At 63.1% G+C, this 16,065-nt stretch carries 16 protein-coding genes; 13 read left to right on the top strand and 3 right to left on the bottom strand.

Annotated features, from left to right (window positions below; translation table 11 throughout):
- Positions 1 to 2 precede the first annotated feature (2 nt).
- The 4 genes from L0V05_RS20295 to L0V05_RS20280 all read left to right on the top strand — a co-directional run bounded on the left by L0V05_RS20295 (position 3) and on the right by L0V05_RS20280 (position 3,884).
- Positions 3 to 959 (top strand): ABC transporter permease, encoded by a 957-nt coding sequence (locus tag L0V05_RS20295; protein ID WP_234873323.1) that lies wholly within the window; start codon positions 3 to 5, stop codon positions 957 to 959.
- A gap of 71 nt (positions 960 to 1,030) precedes the next feature.
- On the top strand, positions 1,031 to 1,981 hold the full coding sequence (locus tag L0V05_RS20290) for a substrate-binding domain-containing protein (protein WP_234873322.1): 951 nt from the start codon (positions 1,031 to 1,033) through the stop codon (positions 1,979 to 1,981).
- Positions 1,982 to 2,040: 59 nt separating this feature from the next.
- Positions 2,041 to 2,856, top strand: a complete 816-nt coding sequence (locus L0V05_RS20285) for an NAD-dependent epimerase/dehydratase family protein (RefSeq protein WP_234873321.1) — start codon at positions 2,041 to 2,043, stop codon at positions 2,854 to 2,856.
- Positions 2,850 to 3,884 carry a hypothetical protein gene (locus L0V05_RS20280; protein ID WP_234873320.1) on the top strand — a complete coding sequence of 345 codons (1,035 nt, stop codon included), beginning with the start codon at positions 2,850 to 2,852 and terminating at the stop codon, positions 3,882 to 3,884. Before L0V05_RS20285 ends, L0V05_RS20280 begins: the two co-directional genes overlap by 7 nt.
- On the opposite strand, the gene L0V05_RS20275 is transcribed toward L0V05_RS20280, so the two are convergent.
- Positions 3,848 to 4,513, bottom strand: coding sequence for a GntR family transcriptional regulator (locus tag L0V05_RS20275; RefSeq protein WP_234873319.1), 666 nt, complete (start codon positions 4,511 to 4,513; stop codon positions 3,848 to 3,850). The genes L0V05_RS20280 and L0V05_RS20275 overlap by 37 nt on opposite strands.
- Positions 4,514 to 4,654: 141 nt before the next feature.
- On the opposite strand from L0V05_RS20275, the gene L0V05_RS20270 reads away from it, so the two are divergent.
- From L0V05_RS20270 to L0V05_RS20230, 9 genes are all read left to right on the top strand, one after another.
- Positions 4,655 to 5,515, top strand: coding sequence for an SMP-30/gluconolactonase/LRE family protein (locus tag L0V05_RS20270; RefSeq protein ID WP_234873318.1), 861 nt, complete (start codon positions 4,655 to 4,657; stop codon positions 5,513 to 5,515).
- A 29-nt stretch (positions 5,516 to 5,544) separates the two neighbouring features.
- Positions 5,545 to 6,579, top strand: a complete 1,035-nt coding sequence (locus tag L0V05_RS20265; RefSeq protein WP_234873317.1) for a sugar ABC transporter substrate-binding protein — start codon at positions 5,545 to 5,547, stop codon at positions 6,577 to 6,579.
- An 83-nt stretch (positions 6,580 to 6,662) separates the two neighbouring features.
- On the top strand, positions 6,663 to 8,189 hold the full coding sequence (locus tag L0V05_RS20260) for a sugar ABC transporter ATP-binding protein (RefSeq protein ID WP_234873316.1): 1,527 nt from the start codon (positions 6,663 to 6,665) through the stop codon (positions 8,187 to 8,189).
- The gene (locus L0V05_RS20255) at positions 8,186 to 9,184 is read left to right on the top strand and encodes an ABC transporter permease (RefSeq protein ID WP_234873315.1); all 999 of its coding nucleotides are present in this window, start codon (positions 8,186 to 8,188) and stop codon (positions 9,182 to 9,184) included. Before L0V05_RS20260 ends, L0V05_RS20255 begins: the two co-directional genes overlap by 4 nt.
- A complete protein-coding gene (locus tag L0V05_RS20250) occupies positions 9,174 to 9,953 on the top strand; it encodes an SDR family NAD(P)-dependent oxidoreductase (RefSeq protein ID WP_234873314.1) in 780 nt (259 codons plus the stop codon). Before L0V05_RS20255 ends, L0V05_RS20250 begins: the two co-directional genes overlap by 11 nt.
- A gap of 18 nt (positions 9,954 to 9,971) precedes the next feature.
- A complete protein-coding gene (locus L0V05_RS20245; protein ID WP_234873313.1) occupies positions 9,972 to 10,466 on the top strand; it encodes a lactoylglutathione lyase family protein in 495 nt (164 codons plus the stop codon).
- Between the two features lie 12 nt (positions 10,467 to 10,478).
- Positions 10,479 to 11,480, top strand: a complete 1,002-nt coding sequence (locus L0V05_RS20240) for a C-terminal binding protein (RefSeq protein WP_234873312.1) — start codon at positions 10,479 to 10,481, stop codon at positions 11,478 to 11,480.
- A gap of 8 nt (positions 11,481 to 11,488) precedes the next feature.
- Complete coding sequence (locus tag L0V05_RS20235; protein ID WP_234873311.1) at positions 11,489 to 12,160, top strand: RraA family protein; 672 nt, start codon at positions 11,489 to 11,491, stop codon at positions 12,158 to 12,160.
- A 3-nt stretch (positions 12,161 to 12,163) separates the two neighbouring features.
- Entirely contained in the window at positions 12,164 to 13,078 is a 915-nt protein-coding gene (locus L0V05_RS20230) for a 2-dehydro-3-deoxygalactonokinase (protein WP_234873310.1), read from the top strand.
- 331 nt (positions 13,079 to 13,409) lie between these two features.
- Here the strand turns inward: L0V05_RS20230 and L0V05_RS20225 are convergent, their stop codons facing one another.
- Together L0V05_RS20225 and L0V05_RS20215 are read right to left on the bottom strand one after the other, a co-directional pair.
- Positions 13,410 to 13,805 carry a diol dehydratase small subunit gene (locus L0V05_RS20225; RefSeq protein WP_234873309.1) on the bottom strand — a complete coding sequence of 132 codons (396 nt, stop codon included), beginning with the start codon at positions 13,803 to 13,805 and terminating at the stop codon, positions 13,410 to 13,412.
- The gene (locus L0V05_RS20215) at positions 13,795 to 16,026 is read right to left on the bottom strand and encodes a propanediol/glycerol family dehydratase large subunit (protein WP_319937972.1); all 2,232 of its coding nucleotides are present in this window, start codon (positions 16,024 to 16,026) and stop codon (positions 13,795 to 13,797) included. Before L0V05_RS20215 ends, L0V05_RS20225 begins: the two co-directional genes overlap by 11 nt.
- Positions 16,027 to 16,065 lie beyond the last annotated feature (39 nt).

The following is a 16,065-nucleotide window of genomic DNA, read 5'->3' as shown; positions in this document are numbered from 1 at the left end:
GAATGACCGATACGACATTTCCCACCGCGCGCCGGCTGGCGACGATGCGAGAGGCGGCGCTCCTGGCGATGATCGTCGTGCTGGTCGTGGCGATGAGCTTCGCGTCGCCGTACTTCCTGTCAGTCGCGAATTTCCAGGCAGTGATTGCGGGCATGGTTCCGACGGCGATCATCGTCGTCGGCATGACGATCCTTCTGGTTTCGGGATCGTTCGACCTTTCAGTCGGATCGGTGATGGCGCTGGCAAGCACCGTGGTGGCGCTGTTGCTCCTTTCGGGAGTGTCGATTCCGCTCGCCATTCTCGGAGCCTGCGCCATCGGACTGGCAATCGGCGCGGTGAACGGGTTGATCGTCACCGTGCTCAAGGTAAATCCGCTGATTGCGACGCTGGGCACCATGCTGATGGCGCGGGGGGCGGCCCTAGTCTTTACCGAAGGCTTCTCCCTGTCCAGCCTGCCTCAGGGGTTCGCCATGTTCGGCAAGGCGCAGATCCTCGGCTTGCCGCTTATGGCCTGGATCATGCTCTTGATTGTCCTGCTGGGAGACCTTGGCTTACGCCGGACCCGGTACCTGCGGCAGGTCTATTTCATCGGCGGGAACGAGCGCGCCGCAGCCCTGTCAGGCATTCCGGTGTCGCGGGTGCGGGTGGTCTGCTTCATGCTGTCGGGCCTGTTGGCGGCCTTCGCGGGGATTCTGCTGGCTTCGCGTCTCATGAGCGGCACACCAACCGCCGGGAACGCGCTGGAACTGCAGGCTCTGGCAGCCGCAGTGATCGGCGGGGCAAGCCTGCGCGGCGGCGAGGGAACGGTGCTGGGCGCCTTCCTCGGCGTCGTGTTTGTGGCCCTGATCTCGAATGCGATGACCATGCTGGCTGTATCGATTTACTGGCAGATGGTCGTGACCGGCCTTGTGCTGATCGTCGCGGTGGCGGTCGACATGCTGACACGTAGCAAGACCTGAAGGCATCCCAACAACATGGAGGACGAGAGATGAAATCCGCAGATTTGAATCGCCGGCACATGCTTGCGGCGATGGCTACCCTTGGCGTCGGAGCAAGCTTGCCGCTGACCGCGGGGCCCGCCGCCGCTCAGGAGCGCGACGCCGAGTTCGTGTTCCTGTCGGTCGTCACTCAGGTGCCGTTCTGGGCCGACCACCGCGCGGGGCTCGAGGCGGCAGCAGCAGACCTGGGTGTCAAGACCACGTTCACCGGGCCGCTCGATTTCGATACTGCGGGCCAGGCTCGGCAACTGGACGAGATCATTGCCCGCAAGCCCGCCGGCCTTATGATCTTCCCGGGCGACGCAGCCGCTCTCGCACCTGGGATCGACCGCGCGATCGAGGCCGGCATCCCGGTTGCCTGCATCATCGGTGACGTTCCAGGATCGAAGCGCAGCGTCTTTCTGGGCATCTCGAACCAAGACGCGGGCCGGATCGGCGGCGAGATGCTCGCCGAAGCGATTGGCGGCAAGGGCAAGGTGCTGCTCGGCACCTTCCCGGCCCCCTCCACTCTGGAACGAGTGGAGGGCTACAAGGCCGTGTTCGCTGAGAAGTACCCCGAAATCGAGGTTGTCGACGTCGTCAATGACAAGGCGGATCCGTCCTATGCGCCGACCGCATATGCGCAAGCGCTGCTGGCACATCCCGACGTGGTCGGGATCGGCGGCACAGACGGCGACAGCGGCAAAGGCGCGGCGCTGGCGGTGATCGAGCAGGGCAAGGTCGGGGCGGTCAAGATCGTGGCCATGGACCGCAACCCCGATATGCTGCCCTATATCGCCGATGGCACGATCCACGGGGCGGTCGCGCAGAAAAGCTGGCTCGAAAGCTATCTGGCGGTCCACCTTCTGGACTGGCTCGGCCAGTCGAAGATCCGCATCGTTGCCGATCCCGTAGCCGCCGGGATCAACCCGCTGCCCGATACGGTATCGACCGGAGTGATGCGCGTGACCAAGGACAACGTCGCCGCCTTCATGGCGACGTGATGCCCGGCGCCCCTGGGGCCATGCACGGCCCGGGGATGCCGAACGAGAAGGCAGTTTCGATGCGTATCCTTGTCACCGGCGCAGCCGGTCACCTGGGTGGAAAGCTTGTCCGTCACCTCGCGCAGACTGGGCACGAGGTGGCGGGGATTGACCTTGTGTCGCGACCGGGTCCGCAGCCCGTGCATCGGGCTGACCTGTGCCGGCTGGACGCCGATCTGCGGCGGCATTTTGAGGGGCAGGACACGGTCGTGCACCTTGCCGCCGACCGCTCGCCGGACGCCGGCTGGGAAACGGTGCTGCCGCACAATATCGACGCCGTGCTGAACCTCTTCGAAACAGCGCGCGGGGCAGGTGTGGCGCGCGTGGTCTTCGCAAGTTCCAACTGGGTACTGGGCGGATACCGGTTCCGAAGCGGTCGTCTTGATGCGGACACACCACCCGACCCTGTGAATCCCTACGGCATGTCCAAACTGATGGGCGAGCGTATTGGCGCGCATTACGCCGCGAACCACGGCATGACCGTGGTTTGTACACGGATCGGCTGGACGCAATGGACCCATGACAACCTGCCGGGGCCGCACATGGCGATGGGCACTTGGGGACAGGAGATGTGGCTGAGCGATCGCGACTTCCTCGATGGGATGACTGCCGCCGCCACCGCACCGGTACAGGGCTTCGCTGTCGTCAATCTGATGTCGGACAATCCGGGAATGCGCTGGTCACTTGACGGGACGCGCCATGTGTTGCGTTTCAGCCCGCGCGACGGAGCGCCTGCCCGCCGCACGCTCCGCGTCCGACTGACTGAGGCCGGGGCGCGGTTTACGCGGCGGACTCTTCCCGATCTGCTCGGGCGGCTGTCGGGACGGGATTGGTAGTCACAATGCCGCTGGCGCGGACAGAGTTGATCGGATGCCTGGAGGACCATGGTTTCCATGTGGTCCTCCTCGACCTTGGCCAAGGCCTGACTTTGGTGGCGACGACTGCCGGGGGACGGATTTTCGGACCCTATCTGGACGATCTCGATATTCTGGGCTGGACACCGGCCCTGACGGAGTTCGACGCCGCGCTTGGCTCGGGACAGTGGAACATCGGCGGCGAGCGTATCTGGCTGGCGCCGGAAAGGATGTTCAACTTCACGGATCCTCAGGCGATGCTCGAAACATATCGCGTCGATCCGGCGTTGGACCCGGGAACCTGGCAGCTTCAAGCTGAGGCGGACGGCATGGTGCTGTCGGCCCGGATGATCGTGAACCGCACCGATGGCGGCGCGGACATGGACCTGATGATATCCCGCCGTGTCGTGCCTCTGGCTGTTTCCGGGGCGTCCGGCATCGGGCCGATCCGTGGCGGATACCGGCAGTCGATCACGGTCGAAGGTGATCCGGAAGGACCGCCGGTCGTCCCTTGGCTGATCCGGCAGGTTCCCCTCGGTGGCCAAGCCCGCCTTTCGGCCAAAGGGAGTGGGGCCGGTCAGTGCGTGTTCGGGGACCCGCCGCCCGAGGCGCTGAGTCCAATGGACGGCCAGTGGTGCGTACCCTTCGGACCCCGCGGGTTCTTCAAGACCACCTATGCCAGGCAATCCCTCGGTCACGGCGGGCTATCGTACGCGATGGCTGGTTCGTCCATGGCCTCGGTCCTTGAGTTTCGCCCATCGCTTGCAGCACCGCGAGATTACCCCGAAACCCTGCCGCGGGATCCTGGCGGCCCTGGGCAAGCCGCTGCCCTGTTCCGCGACGACGGTCGCTTTGGGACCTATGGCGAACTTGAGATGTACGGCCACCGTTCTGGACCTGCGGAAGGACGCCTTGCAGTCGATGCGCAGGTTCTGCACGGCGAAACCGCCGCGGTTTGCGGAATGGGAACCGTTCAGGCGAGCGATATATCCTCGATCCCGATCTCGTAGGTTTCCTGGGTGCGGCCAATATGGTCGCCGAGAACCTTGACCACCCAGGCGAGATCGCGCGCACGCACGGCGCTGACGATCTGTTGGTGCTCGTCCATCGACATCTGGGTGTGCTGCGGCTTGTTCGCGAGATGAGTCCGCAGGGCCGCAATCTTGCCGACATAGAGCCCATACGCCTTCTGCAGGTAGCTATTGCCGCAATGCGTGAAGAAGGCGAGGTGAAAGTCGGTGTCGAGGCTGAGATAGGCTCGCACGTCTCCGCCCGATAGCGCGTTGCGCATCCGGGTCTCGATGGCCTCGAGATCATGAAGGAGACCCGCGGGATCAGCCGCAAACGACAACTCCAGTGCGGCCGCCTCTAGCACCTTGCGGAACGCACAGATTTCGCGCACTTCCCGCGCGCTGAGCGTGAATACCCGCACGCCGGATTGCGGAACGATCGTCACCAGTCCCTCGTTGCGAAGCTGCGCCAGCGCCTCTCGCACCGGAGTCTTCGACACCTTCAGTTCTGCCGAAATGCCACGCTCAGATATCGCTGCGCCAAGGGGCACGTCGCCCCGAATGATCATCGTGCGGATATGCTCGGTCACGACCGATGAGAGCGAGGGTGGACGTTCGAAGTCAGACATCTGTGCAACCTGTGAAGCGCATTTCGACAATGGGATTTGGTGCACCAGTTGTCAAAGCCCAATCGGTCGTGAATCTCGCTTGACTGGTATTTCAGATAGCAGATATGCTCCGAGGGCTCGCCGAGCCTTGGGAGGGGTGTCGTGCTCGCTGAACTGGTTCTCGATTGCGCAAATCTGCACGGCGAAGGCGTTCAGTGGAACCCGGCGGATGGCCGACTTTGGTGGACGGACATCCATGGCCAGCGCCTTTGGTGGTACGATCCTGCTGCAGATGCGACGGGACAGCAGGAAATGCCTGGACGGCTTTGTGCATTTGCGCCGCGGCGGCAGGGCGGATGGATCATGGCCTTTGCCGACCGCGTCGAGCTCTGGTCGGCCGGGTCGAATCCGAAGGCGGTGTTAGCGGAGTTTGAACCCGAGAATCCCGCTACTCGCCTCAATGACGGGCGGACTGACAGGCAGGGACGCTTTGTTGTTGGAGGCATGAACGAGGGGACGGGGGCCGCGGATTCGACTGTGATCCGGGTGAATTCCGACCTTGGCGTCGAGACCCTGATCCGCGGGGTCAGTTGCGCCAACGGAACCTGCTTTTCGCCCGACGGTCGAACGATGTTCTTTGCCGATACACCGGACCGGAAGATTGTAGCCTATCCTTATGGCGACAGCCTTGGGCAGGCGGCGCTTGTCTACGACTTCGCGGTTGAGCCGGGGTTGCCCGACGGCTCCTGCGTCGATGCAGAAGGTGGCGTTTGGAACGCCGAGTGGGACGGCGGACAGGTGATCCGCGTCGATGGCTCGGGACGCGTAACTCATCGCATCCACCTTCCGGTGCCGAAAGCCACCTGCTGCGCCTTCGGCGGGGCCGACCTGTCAACGCTCTACATCACCACCTCACGCCTTGGCATGACCGGAGGCGATATCGCCAAGGCTCCACTGTCCGGGGGGCTGTTCGCCGCAAGACCCGGTGTTCGCGGGTTGGTGGACATCCCATTTGCCGGCTGACCATTGACCATTTCCAAGGGAGGAAAACGATGAAACGCATCAAGATGACATCCGCTGCGCTTGCCCTGTTGTCCATGTTTGGCAGCGCGGCACTGGCGCAGGACTATCCGGCCCCGGTGCCGCTGAAAGAGGGAGCCCAGGCGCCGATCGAGGCAATCAAGAAGGCCGATGGACCCTTGCGCATTGCCTACATGCCGCCGGCAACCGAGTTCAACTATTACATCGCCATCGGCGAAGGCATCAAAGCCGTCACCGCGGCGAAGGGAGTCGAAGTCTTCATGCTCGCGCCCCAATCGGGTGCCGACATCAACGGCCAGATGGGCATGATCCAGGACGTGCTGACGCAGGACGTGGACGCGATCATCTTCGGCACCCATGACGAAGGCGCAGCTGCGCCGCTGCTCAAGCAAGCGGTCGAGAAGGGCGTCGCTGTTGTCATGATCAACTCCGACATCCCGAACTTCCCGACTCCGATCCATGGCGTCGTGGGCTATGCGCAGCGCGCCGGCACACACAAGATCGCCGACTGGGCGGTGGCCAAGGTCGGCGATGCTCCGATCAAGGTCGGCGTGATCGAGGGCCAGCCCGGCTATCATTCGACCGAACGGGTCGGTGGCTTCCTTGATGGAATCAAGGGACATCCGAACTTCGAGGTGGTCGCTTCGGTCGACGGAAAATGGAACGTCGAGGGGGGCAACACCGCAGCAATGGACTTGTTGCAGGCTCATCCGGAGATTGGGCTGATTTTCGCAGCGAACGACTATATGGCAATTGGCGCGTCGCTGGCCGCCAAGGCGCTTGGCCGGACCGACCTCATCATACTGGGCAACGACGGCGATACTTCGGGACTGGAAGAGATCGCGGCTGGCAACTTTACTGCAACGGTGAACACGGTACCTTTCCTCATGGGCCAGGCTGCCGCGAATGCTACGCTGGACGCACTGGACCACAAGTTCGCGGGCGGCTGGGTGGAGATCCCGACGGAGATCGTCGATGCGAACAACGTGATCTCGGTGCTGCAGCAGCCCGAGAAACTGTATCCGCAGCCGTCCAAGAAATACTGAATGCTCCCGTGGCGCGCGCTGTGCCGTGCGCGCCGATCCTCGGCCGCCCGCAAGGCGGGCGGCCGTCTTTGCCAGGAACCGCCATGACGCAATCGTCCGATGAACCGCTCTGGGATGTGGTCGAGGTCAGCAAGGCCTATCCCGGCGTCCAAGCCAATGACCGGGTCTCGATCCGGCTGATGGCCGGCCGGATCCATGGTCTTCTGGGTGAGAACGGCTGTGGAAAATCGACGCTGATCCGGCTGCTTTCGGGCGTTGATCGCCCAGACTCTGGCGAGATACGCCTCAGCGGCAAAGCGGTCACGCTGGACAGCCCGACAGGCGCGCGGGCTCTGGGCGTCGCGACCGTTTTTCAGGAATTCTCCATCGTCCCCAGCCTTACGGTCGCCGAGAACGTTTTCCTCGGACGCTGGCCACGCCGCGCGTTCGGGCTGATAGACTGGGACACGATGCGTCGCAGATCGCGCGAGGTGTTGGCCGAACTGGACATCGCTCTGGATCCGGACGCGATCACGTCCACCCTGTCGGTCGCACAGCAGCAGCTGATCGAGATCGCAAAGGCGGTTGCGGCCGACTCGCGGCTCATCATCCTCGACGAACCGACAACGGCACTGGGACTTGAAGAGATCGCGCAGTTGCACACCCTTCTTCGGCGGATGCGCGCCAAGGGGCATGCCATCCTCTACGTCTCGCACCGGCTGGACGAGGTGACAGCGCTGGTCGACGAGGTGACGATCATGCGCGGTGGGCGCGTTGTCAGCGCAGCAGGAAACACGGCGGTCCAGGTCGATGCGATTGTAAGCGCCATGATTGGAGGCGACGTAAAGGATCACTACCCCAAGGAACGCAACTCCCGGCCCGAACTGGTGCTGGAGGTCAAGGGCATCAGCAGCGAGGCCGGTGTAGACGATGTGTCCTTCTCGCTTCACAGGGGCGAGGTTCTCGGCCTCGGCGGTGTTCTCGGGTCGGGGCGGACCGAGATCGCCCGCGCGCTATTCGGGCTGGACCCACTGACGGCGGGACAGATCCGCATCGACGGCCGCCCCGTGCGCATCAGGACGCCGGCGGACGCAATCCGCGCGGGCCTGGCCTTGGTCACCGAGAACCGAAAAACCGACGGACTGTTCTTCAACTTCGATGGTCGCGCCAACATCTCAAGCGCCAGCCTGCCGCGCTTCTCCACCTTCGGGTTTCTGAATCTCCGCGGCGAAGTGGCAGAGACCACCGCGCTGGCACGGCAGCTGGAGCTGTCGCGCGGGGCCGAAGACAAGTCCGTCCTGCATTTGTCGGGAGGCAACCAGCAAAAGGTCGTCATCGCCCGCTGGCTCCTGTCGAATGCGCGCGTCCTCATTCTCGACGAGCCCACCCAAGGTATCGACATCGGCGCGAAGCTGGCTGTCTACCGGCTGATCAACCGCCTGACGGCAGCGGGCTGTGCGGTGATGCTCATCAGTTCGGATCACGAGGAACTGCTCGCCATGAGCGACCGCATTGCGGTGGTGCAGCATGGAAGAGTCACGGATATCCGCGCGCCCAAGGACCTGACGCATGCTGATCTTGTCCGGGCGGCCACGACCAAAGACACGCCCGAGGGAAGGACAGCCGCATGAAACGATTTCTCGATGCCCAACTGCTTGGGCCGCTCGCAGCGATGGGGCTCGTCACGCTCGTGGTCGCCTTGAGCACTGACCGATTCCTTGACCCGGGCAACCTTTCAAACCTTGCACTGCAGGTGTCTATCGTCTCCCTGGTCGCAATCGGCGCGACCATCGTGATCTTTGCCGGCGGGATTGACCTCAGCTCGGGGTCAATGGTCGCGCTTCTGACCATGGTTCTGGCCACGCTGGTGAAGACGGCGGGTTTGCCACTTTGGCCGACGCTTCTCGGGGTTCTCGTGTTGGGCACTCTGCTTGGCGCATTGAACGGCGTCCTTACGGCCTTCCTGCGGATCCCGTCCTTTATTGTTACGCTGGCCGGCCTGATCGCCTACCGGGGCCTCGCGCTGATGTTCAACGCGGGCTCGCCCATCTTCTCGCTCGATCCTAACCTCGAGCCGATCTTCTACGGCAGCTTCCTGGGTATTCCCCTGCCTTTCTACTACGTCGTGCTATTCTACGGGGCGGCCACGGTGATGATGATCAACACCCGGCTAGGCCGAGAGATCTATGCCGTTGGCGGCAACCCTGCTGCGGCAAAGCTCTCGGGGATCAACGTCCGTCGAGTGCAAACCTGGGCCTTCTGTATCGCCGGTTTCATGACGGCGGTGGGTGCGATCCTGATGTCGGCGCGGCTGAACTCGGGGTCGCCCAATTATGGTCAGACGCTGGAGCTGCAGGCCATCGCCGCGGCGGTCGTCGGCGGAGCAAGCCTTGCGGGCGGGCGGGGCAATATCCTGTCCACGCTGGTCGGGGCCCTTACGATCGTGATCGTCCAGAATGGCCTCAATCTCAACGCTGCACCCTCGGCCGTACAGAACGTGATCCTGGGCCTCATCATCCTCGTGGCCGTTGGCGTCGACATGTGGCGCTCAGAGATCGCCCGCAGCATCGGCGGGCTTCTGCGGGGCCGCATGTCCAAGGCTGAGGAGGTGCGTCGTGGAACTTGATCTGAAAGGCAAGCGCATTCTGGTGACTGGGTCCGCCCTCGGAATCGGCCGAGCGACCGCCGCGTGCTTCTTGGCGGAAGGCGCCGAGGTCATCCTCAACGGATTGACCGAGGCGGAGGTTGCCGCCGCGCGCGAAGCCCTGTCGCCGCTCGGCACCGTCAGCGGGCTGGCCGCCGACCTTGGCACGGCTGAAGGGGCGGATGCGCTGCTGGCGTTCGCCGGAACGCCGGACGTCCTGGTCAATAACGTGGGCATCTTCTCGGTCAAGCCTTTCGCAGAGATCACCGATGCTGACTGGATGCACCATTTCAACATCAACCTGATGTCGGCGGTGCGCCTGACCCGGGGCGTCCTTCCCGCGATGCTGGCGCGCGGGACAGGAGCCATTGTCAACCTCGCCTCGGAGGCGGGCGTGAAGCCCTTGCCGCAGATGATCCATTACTCGGTCACCAAGACCGCGATGATCGGGCTGACACGAGGGTTGGCCGAGCTGACCAAGGGTACAGCGGTCACGGTGAACGCCGTGCTACCCGGCCCGACCTGGACCGAGGGTGTCGAGGCCTATTTCGACGGGCTGGCTCGCGAAACGGGCCGCCCGGTCGACACGATCATCGAAAGCTACTTCCGAGAAGGCGAGCCAACATCGCTCATCCAGCGCTTCGTGAAGCCCGAAGAGGTGGCGCGCATGATCGCCTTCATCGCATCTTCTCCCGCCTCGAACGGTGCCGCCTATCGCATCGAGGGCGGCATCATCCGCAGCATTCTCTGACCTGAAGGACCCAAGACCATGGCAGCTGTCACCTTTTCGCACATTGGCATCACCGTTCCCGACCTGGACCGAGCCGTGGAGTTCTACTCCAAGTGCTTTGATTTCTACGTCATCATGCCGCCAACCACGATCCATCACGATGACAGCGCCATCGGCCAGATGTGCGATGACGTCTTCGGCGAGGGCTGGGGATCGTTCCGCATCGCTCATCTTTCGACCGGCGATGGCATAGGGATCGAGTTGTTCGAGTTTCCCAAGACTGTCGAGGAGACCCGCCCCTTCGAATACTGGCGCAAGGGCCTGTTCCACTTCTGCCTGCAGGACGAAAAACTGGAAGAGCGGGTCAAGCTGATCGAGAGGATGGGCGGGCGGCAGCGGATGCAACAGGTCCGCTACTACTACCCCGGGCAAAAGCCCTACCGGATGGTGTATGTCGAGGATCCCTTCGGCAATGTCTTCGAACTCTACAGCCATTCCTACGAGCTGACCTACTCGGCCGGCGCCTATGTCTGACGGGGGGAGAGGATGACCTCGAAACCGAAGGTTGTGATCACCGATTACGACTATGGCAATATCGACATCGAGCGCGAGATCCTGGAAGCCGCCGGGGCCGAGGTCGTAGCACTGCAGGCCAAGAGCGAAGATGATCTTCTGACAGCCGCCCGCGACTGCTCGGCTATCATGAATCAGTATGCGCGGGTTGGGGCGAAAACCATTGCAGCGATGGAACGCTGCAAGGTGATCGCCAGATATGGTGTCGGGGTGGACATCGTCGATGTGGCCGCCGCGACGGCGAAGGGCATCCTCGTCACCAATGTGCGCGACTATTGCACCGAGGAGGTGGCCGATCACGCGGTCAGCCTGTGGCTGGCCCTGGCGCGTGGGCTGTTCCCGTATGACCGGGCGACGCACAGGGGAGAGTGGCGCTGGCAGTCGGCGGCTCCGCTCCATCGGTTACGGGGCCAGACGATGGGCATAGTGTCATTCGGCAAGATCGGCCAGGCAATTGCGGCGCGGGCCCGCGGGTTCGGTGTGGAGATCGTGGTCTACGACCCTTACCTCTCGGCGACCCTCGCCAGCAGCCTCGGCGTGCGCCAGGTGGACAAGGCTGAACTGCTCGCCCAGTCGGACATCCTCATGATGCAGGTTCCGATGACGCCCGAAACCTGGCACTTCCTCGGCGAAACCGAGTTCCGTGCCATGAAGCCTGGCGCCTTGGTGATCAATACCGGCCGCGGCCCGACCATCGACAACAAGGCACTTTACCGTGCTCTGAGCGAAGGCTGGATCGCCGGCGCCGGACTTGATGACCCTGAGGAGGAACCAGCCAAGCGCGCCTCCTGGACGCCGGCAGACAACCCGATTTTCAGCCTGCCGAATGTCATCGTGACCCCGCACGCCGCCTACTACTCGGAGGAGTCGATCCGTTCGGCCCGTGAGATTGCGGCCAGCGAGGTTGCGCGTGTCCTGACCGGACAATCCCCGAAAAATCCTGTCAACGCGGAAGCGCTTGGCTTGTCTGCCTGAGGAAACCGATGCTCAAAGAATTCCGAGACTTCGACCGCCGCCCCGATCTGCTGGCGGAGTTCGACAAGGTGCTGCCCTGCTATTCCGCGGCTGCGGTCTTTGCCGATGTACAGTACCGTACCGGCGTGATGGACAGCGCCATCAAGCCCGCCTTTCGCGCCAAGATCACGGGCCAGGCCATCACCGTGCAACTGTCCAAGGGCGATCTGGTTGACCCCTTGAAGGCGCTGGAGATGGGACAGCCGGGGGATGTGATTGTCGTAGACGCGGGGGGCGACCCCAATACATCTGTCTGCGGCGGGCTGATGGGCGGTCTTGCCCAGAACCGCGGCATCCGCGGCATGATCATCGACGGCGCCGGCCGGGACACGGACGAACTCGAGGATATCGGCTGGCCGATCTGGACCCGTGCCATCACCCCGCGAGGCACCCACACGATGTTTTCGGGCCGCAAGGAGGAGTTGTCGATCAACGTGCCTATTGCCTGCGGCGGTGTCGTGGTGAACCCGGGCGACTTCATCGTTGCCGATCTTATGGGGGTGGTGGTGATCCCACTTGCCCGGGCGGCAGAGGTTGTCCGTCTGGCGGCAGAGCAAGCCGATCGTGAGGAGAAGACGCGGGCCTGGGTCAAGCAGGGCAAGACCGTTGAAGACCTACTGGCGGAATTCGGCCGGATCTGAGCGATGTCCGATACGGCCTTGATTGCGATCGATTGGGGTACGACGTCATTCCGTGCCTGGAAGATCTCTGCTGCAGGAGAGGCGGTCGGAGAGATCATCACTTCCTCAGGAATCCTGTCCGTCAAGGATGGCGCATATGACGCCGTGTTCGAGGGCCTGCTTGGCGAATGGCTTGACGCGAATCCCGGCGTCCCGGTGATAGCGTCGGGCATGATAACCAGCAGGACTGGCTGGGTAGAAACAACCTATGCGCCGCTGCCGACCGGCGTACATGCGCTCGCCGGAGAACTTCGCGCACATGTCACCTCGCGGGGGCGGGTCATACACTTCGTAACCGGAACAGCCGTGAACCCCGCGGACGGGTTGCCCGATGTCATGCGCGGCGAGGAAACCGAAGTGATCGGCCATCTGGCTGCCTCCGAGGACAAAGACGCACTGATCGTTCTTCCCGGCACTCACAGCAAATGGGTGCATGCCGAGAAAGGCGTGATTACCGGCTTTGAGACCTTCATGACCGGCGAACTTTATGCCGTGCTCCTCGGTCACTCGATCCTGGGACGACTAATGGCGGATGGCCCCTCTCGCCCGGAGAGCTTTCGCGACGGAGTCGAGGTGGCCCGGACAAGCGGATCTATCCTTGGGAAGCTCTTCTCGGCGCGGTCGAAAGTGCTTTTCAACCGTCTGCGGCCCGACGAGGTTGCCGAGTACCTTTCTGGCATGCTGATCGGCGAGGAAGTGAGAACGGGGCTGACACGCTATGGCGTGGAACGGCCGATCACTGTTGTCGGTCGCGGCGACCTTGCCGAGCGATATCTTGTCGCTTTGACTCTGTGCGGCGCGCGAGCGAGGACTGCAGAGCCCGGCATGGCGCGGCATGGGCTTTACCGGATTGCCCAGCACGCCGGTTTGGTCGCGTGATGAGACACGGCCGCTCGACCCGGAGCGTTAAGCCTCTGGCAACCATAAGGGACCGACATAGCGCGCGTTCCGATGGCCTGCGGCGGTGCGGGCGTGTAACCATGAGCGCTTTGTTGTGGCTGAAGTTAAGGGTGATCTTTGCGTGTCCTTGGAAAAGGGCAAAGAAGTTCCTCGCTTTGCCTTTCAACGCGCCGAGCACGAGGAGAGGAGCGTGTTGAGGTCAAAGAGGCGTCGACGATAGAGCCTCTGTTGGCCTGTTTTGGCCGGATTGCTGCGCGGCCTTTGCAAGACCCTGAACCGGTTTCCTGCCGGCAACCGCAGTCATCACCAACTATTCCCGCAGAAGCCCTTTTCGTTGATAGGCTTCGGCTGCCTCGCGAATGTAGGCGCCCGTCTCTGGGGCATCGTAGCGGGCGATGACCTCCTGGGACAAGGCCAGCAACTCGTCATAACGCGAGCGTTTCGGGCGCAGCATGTCGTACATTTCCAGAAGCTTCGGTCCCGGAATGTTGGTGAGTTCCGCCGCCCGGCGAAAGTTGCGCGCGAGTTGGTGGTAGCCTTCTTTCGCGGCACGGTTTGCTTGAGCTTCGAGGGTGCTCCGCCGTATCGTCACATCCTCGGGCGAGATAGCGTCTGTCCGCAAGGCATCGAGCGTGATGTCCTCGGCCGCAATTTTCGACTGCGATCTGCGCGGATCATCTGGGTCGTGAAGGTGTTCAGACGACAAGTTGCATCTCCATCTCTTCGGCGGGCGCATCCGACGTGACGGCGGCGATCTCGCGCTTGTGCATCAGCATCGCATGGACGATCAGGCGCAGGCGGGACATGTTGTCGACGCGGACCGGAACCGGCATCGGTGGCTTGCCAATCGCGTGGCTGGCCGCGTTGGCGCCGATCTGGACATAAGCCTCGCGCGACAGAAGTGGCGCCTGAGAGAAGAGTTCCAGATTGTCGAGCGGGGCAAGCCCCTTGCGCTGAATCACGGTCGTCCCCTTCGACTGGATGCCGATGCCGATGCCCGAGCCGGACAGCTGCGTTGCCTCCCAGCCGATCATGCCGCAATCCGCGCTGTCGCGGATGCGCACGATCCGCGGCGCGAGCCCCATACTGCGGATACCTTCCGACAAGGCGGCCAGGACCTCTCCATGCGACAGTCCGCAGAGCGTATGGTCCAGTCCTTCGGCAAAAGCAGGCCCGATCCCGATAACGACTTCGCCGTCAGCCCCGATGCCGGCCCGTCCGCAAGCTTTCAGAACCACTCCTGGCGAGCCCGAAGTGATCGGCACCATCTGGATCGCGGATTTCTCCTGCGGTATGGCGCGCAGCCGGTCCCAAACTTCACCTTCGACGCGGTAGCCCGTACCAGGCCCGAGATAATCGTTGCGGTCGGTGAAGGCGCTTCGCGCAGCGAAGTCAGCGTCCAGAACTGCGGCTGGCTGCAGATAGTCGCCCACCACCCGGACACGCTGCATGGCAAGGACGTTGCGCGCGATGTCCTCGAAGCCTGCCTCGTCCAACGCCTTTGCCACGTCGAGCGCTGTCAACGGCCCGTCGAGGAAGGACTGGGCGGCGGCAATGTCGGCAACCAGGTCCCGCTCCGGCATGTCGTCGGAATGATAGGCCATGGCGGCCGCCTCGATTTCGTCGTCCCGGATCTCGGGGAAACCAAGAGCCCTGAACACCGCCTGCATGGCCTGTCCCGCTCGAAGACGGATTGCGACCGCCTGTTCCTCGGTGATCGGCAGGATCCCAGCGTTCACCCGCATGTCACGCTGGATCACCATCCAGTCGTCCAGATCCTCGGCATCGAAGTTGCCGCCGCCGAACATGTTGTCGCGCCGTGGCATTGACGAATAGCCCGAGGTGACGAAATCCGTACCGGGCAGGAACTGGAGCATAAGCTTCGCAGTCTTGCGCATGTCGGAATGGGACGACATGGCGTCATTTCCGGATGCAACCTCGAGACCGAGCGCGGCCGCAATCAGGTTTTCTGCAAGGATCGCCCGAACGCCTTCGGGCAGGGCGCCGGTCAGGGCGACGCACGAGATGGCTCCGTTCTGGATGCCCTGCGCCCCCGCGCCCTTGGCGAGCAGGAGACAGCGCGCCTCCAGATAGAGCATGGACTTGCCGTTCTCATAGCCCATCAGGGTCTCCGAGCCGGTCCCCGACGTAAAGCGGATCTTTATCCCGCGGGACGCATAGGCAGAGGCAAGGAAGCCTTTCGACCAAGGGGTATCGTCACCGTCGCGCAAGGCTTCGTCCGTGCCATAGACCGAGAGCGTCTCGGCATAGGTGGTGAGTCCCTTGAGCCCCAGCCGCAGGTTCAGCGCCTCTTCCACTGCGCATTGGGTTAGAACACCTCCCCTGCCGGTCTGCGACCCGACAAGCAATGCCAGTGCGTTGAAGGGCGCCATCCGGGCAACGCGACAGGTGGTCTCCAGCTCGTCAAAGCCCCGCAGCGCGGCTTCGGCCGCATCGGCGGCCATGAGAACGGGGTTCTCGCGCCAGTTCGTAACATGGGCCTGGTTGCCGGGCGTGCGCCGGGCCCGCATCTTCTGCAGCGCCATCATCATCTCGACGACGTTCATGTGCGACATGATCTGGCAGAGCTTAGCCGGCGTGCATCCGGACAGGAGCCGGACGAGCGCGTCACGCGGGGTGACGATGTCTACCAGCTTGCGAGCAAGGTCCAGCGACGGAATTGCCATCGCCTCTTCGGCAATCGAGCGGTCGATTGCGTGGGCAGCGATGTATCGGTCCACCGTGTCGAAATCAGTTTCCTCGATACCATCCATCTCGACGACTCGTCCCTTCACCACCGTTATGCTTGGCGCGGGATCGTTCGGGCTGTTCATGGCGACCAGACCAAGCGCGGGATCCTCACAGACGAAGGTATCAAGGTTCACGGGCCGCCGGGCGCGTACCTCGAAGCGCTTGGAGCGCAACATGATGAATTTCTCCTCCTAGAAAGGTAACAGGTCACACGA

The organism is Alitabrizicola rongguiensis, from assembly GCF_021491355.1.
Taxonomy (GTDB): Bacteria; Pseudomonadota; Alphaproteobacteria; order Rhodobacterales; family Rhodobacteraceae; genus Aliitabrizicola; species Aliitabrizicola rongguiensis.
Note: the sequence above shows the minus strand (reverse complement) of the source record. Positions and strands in the feature narration are given on the sequence as shown.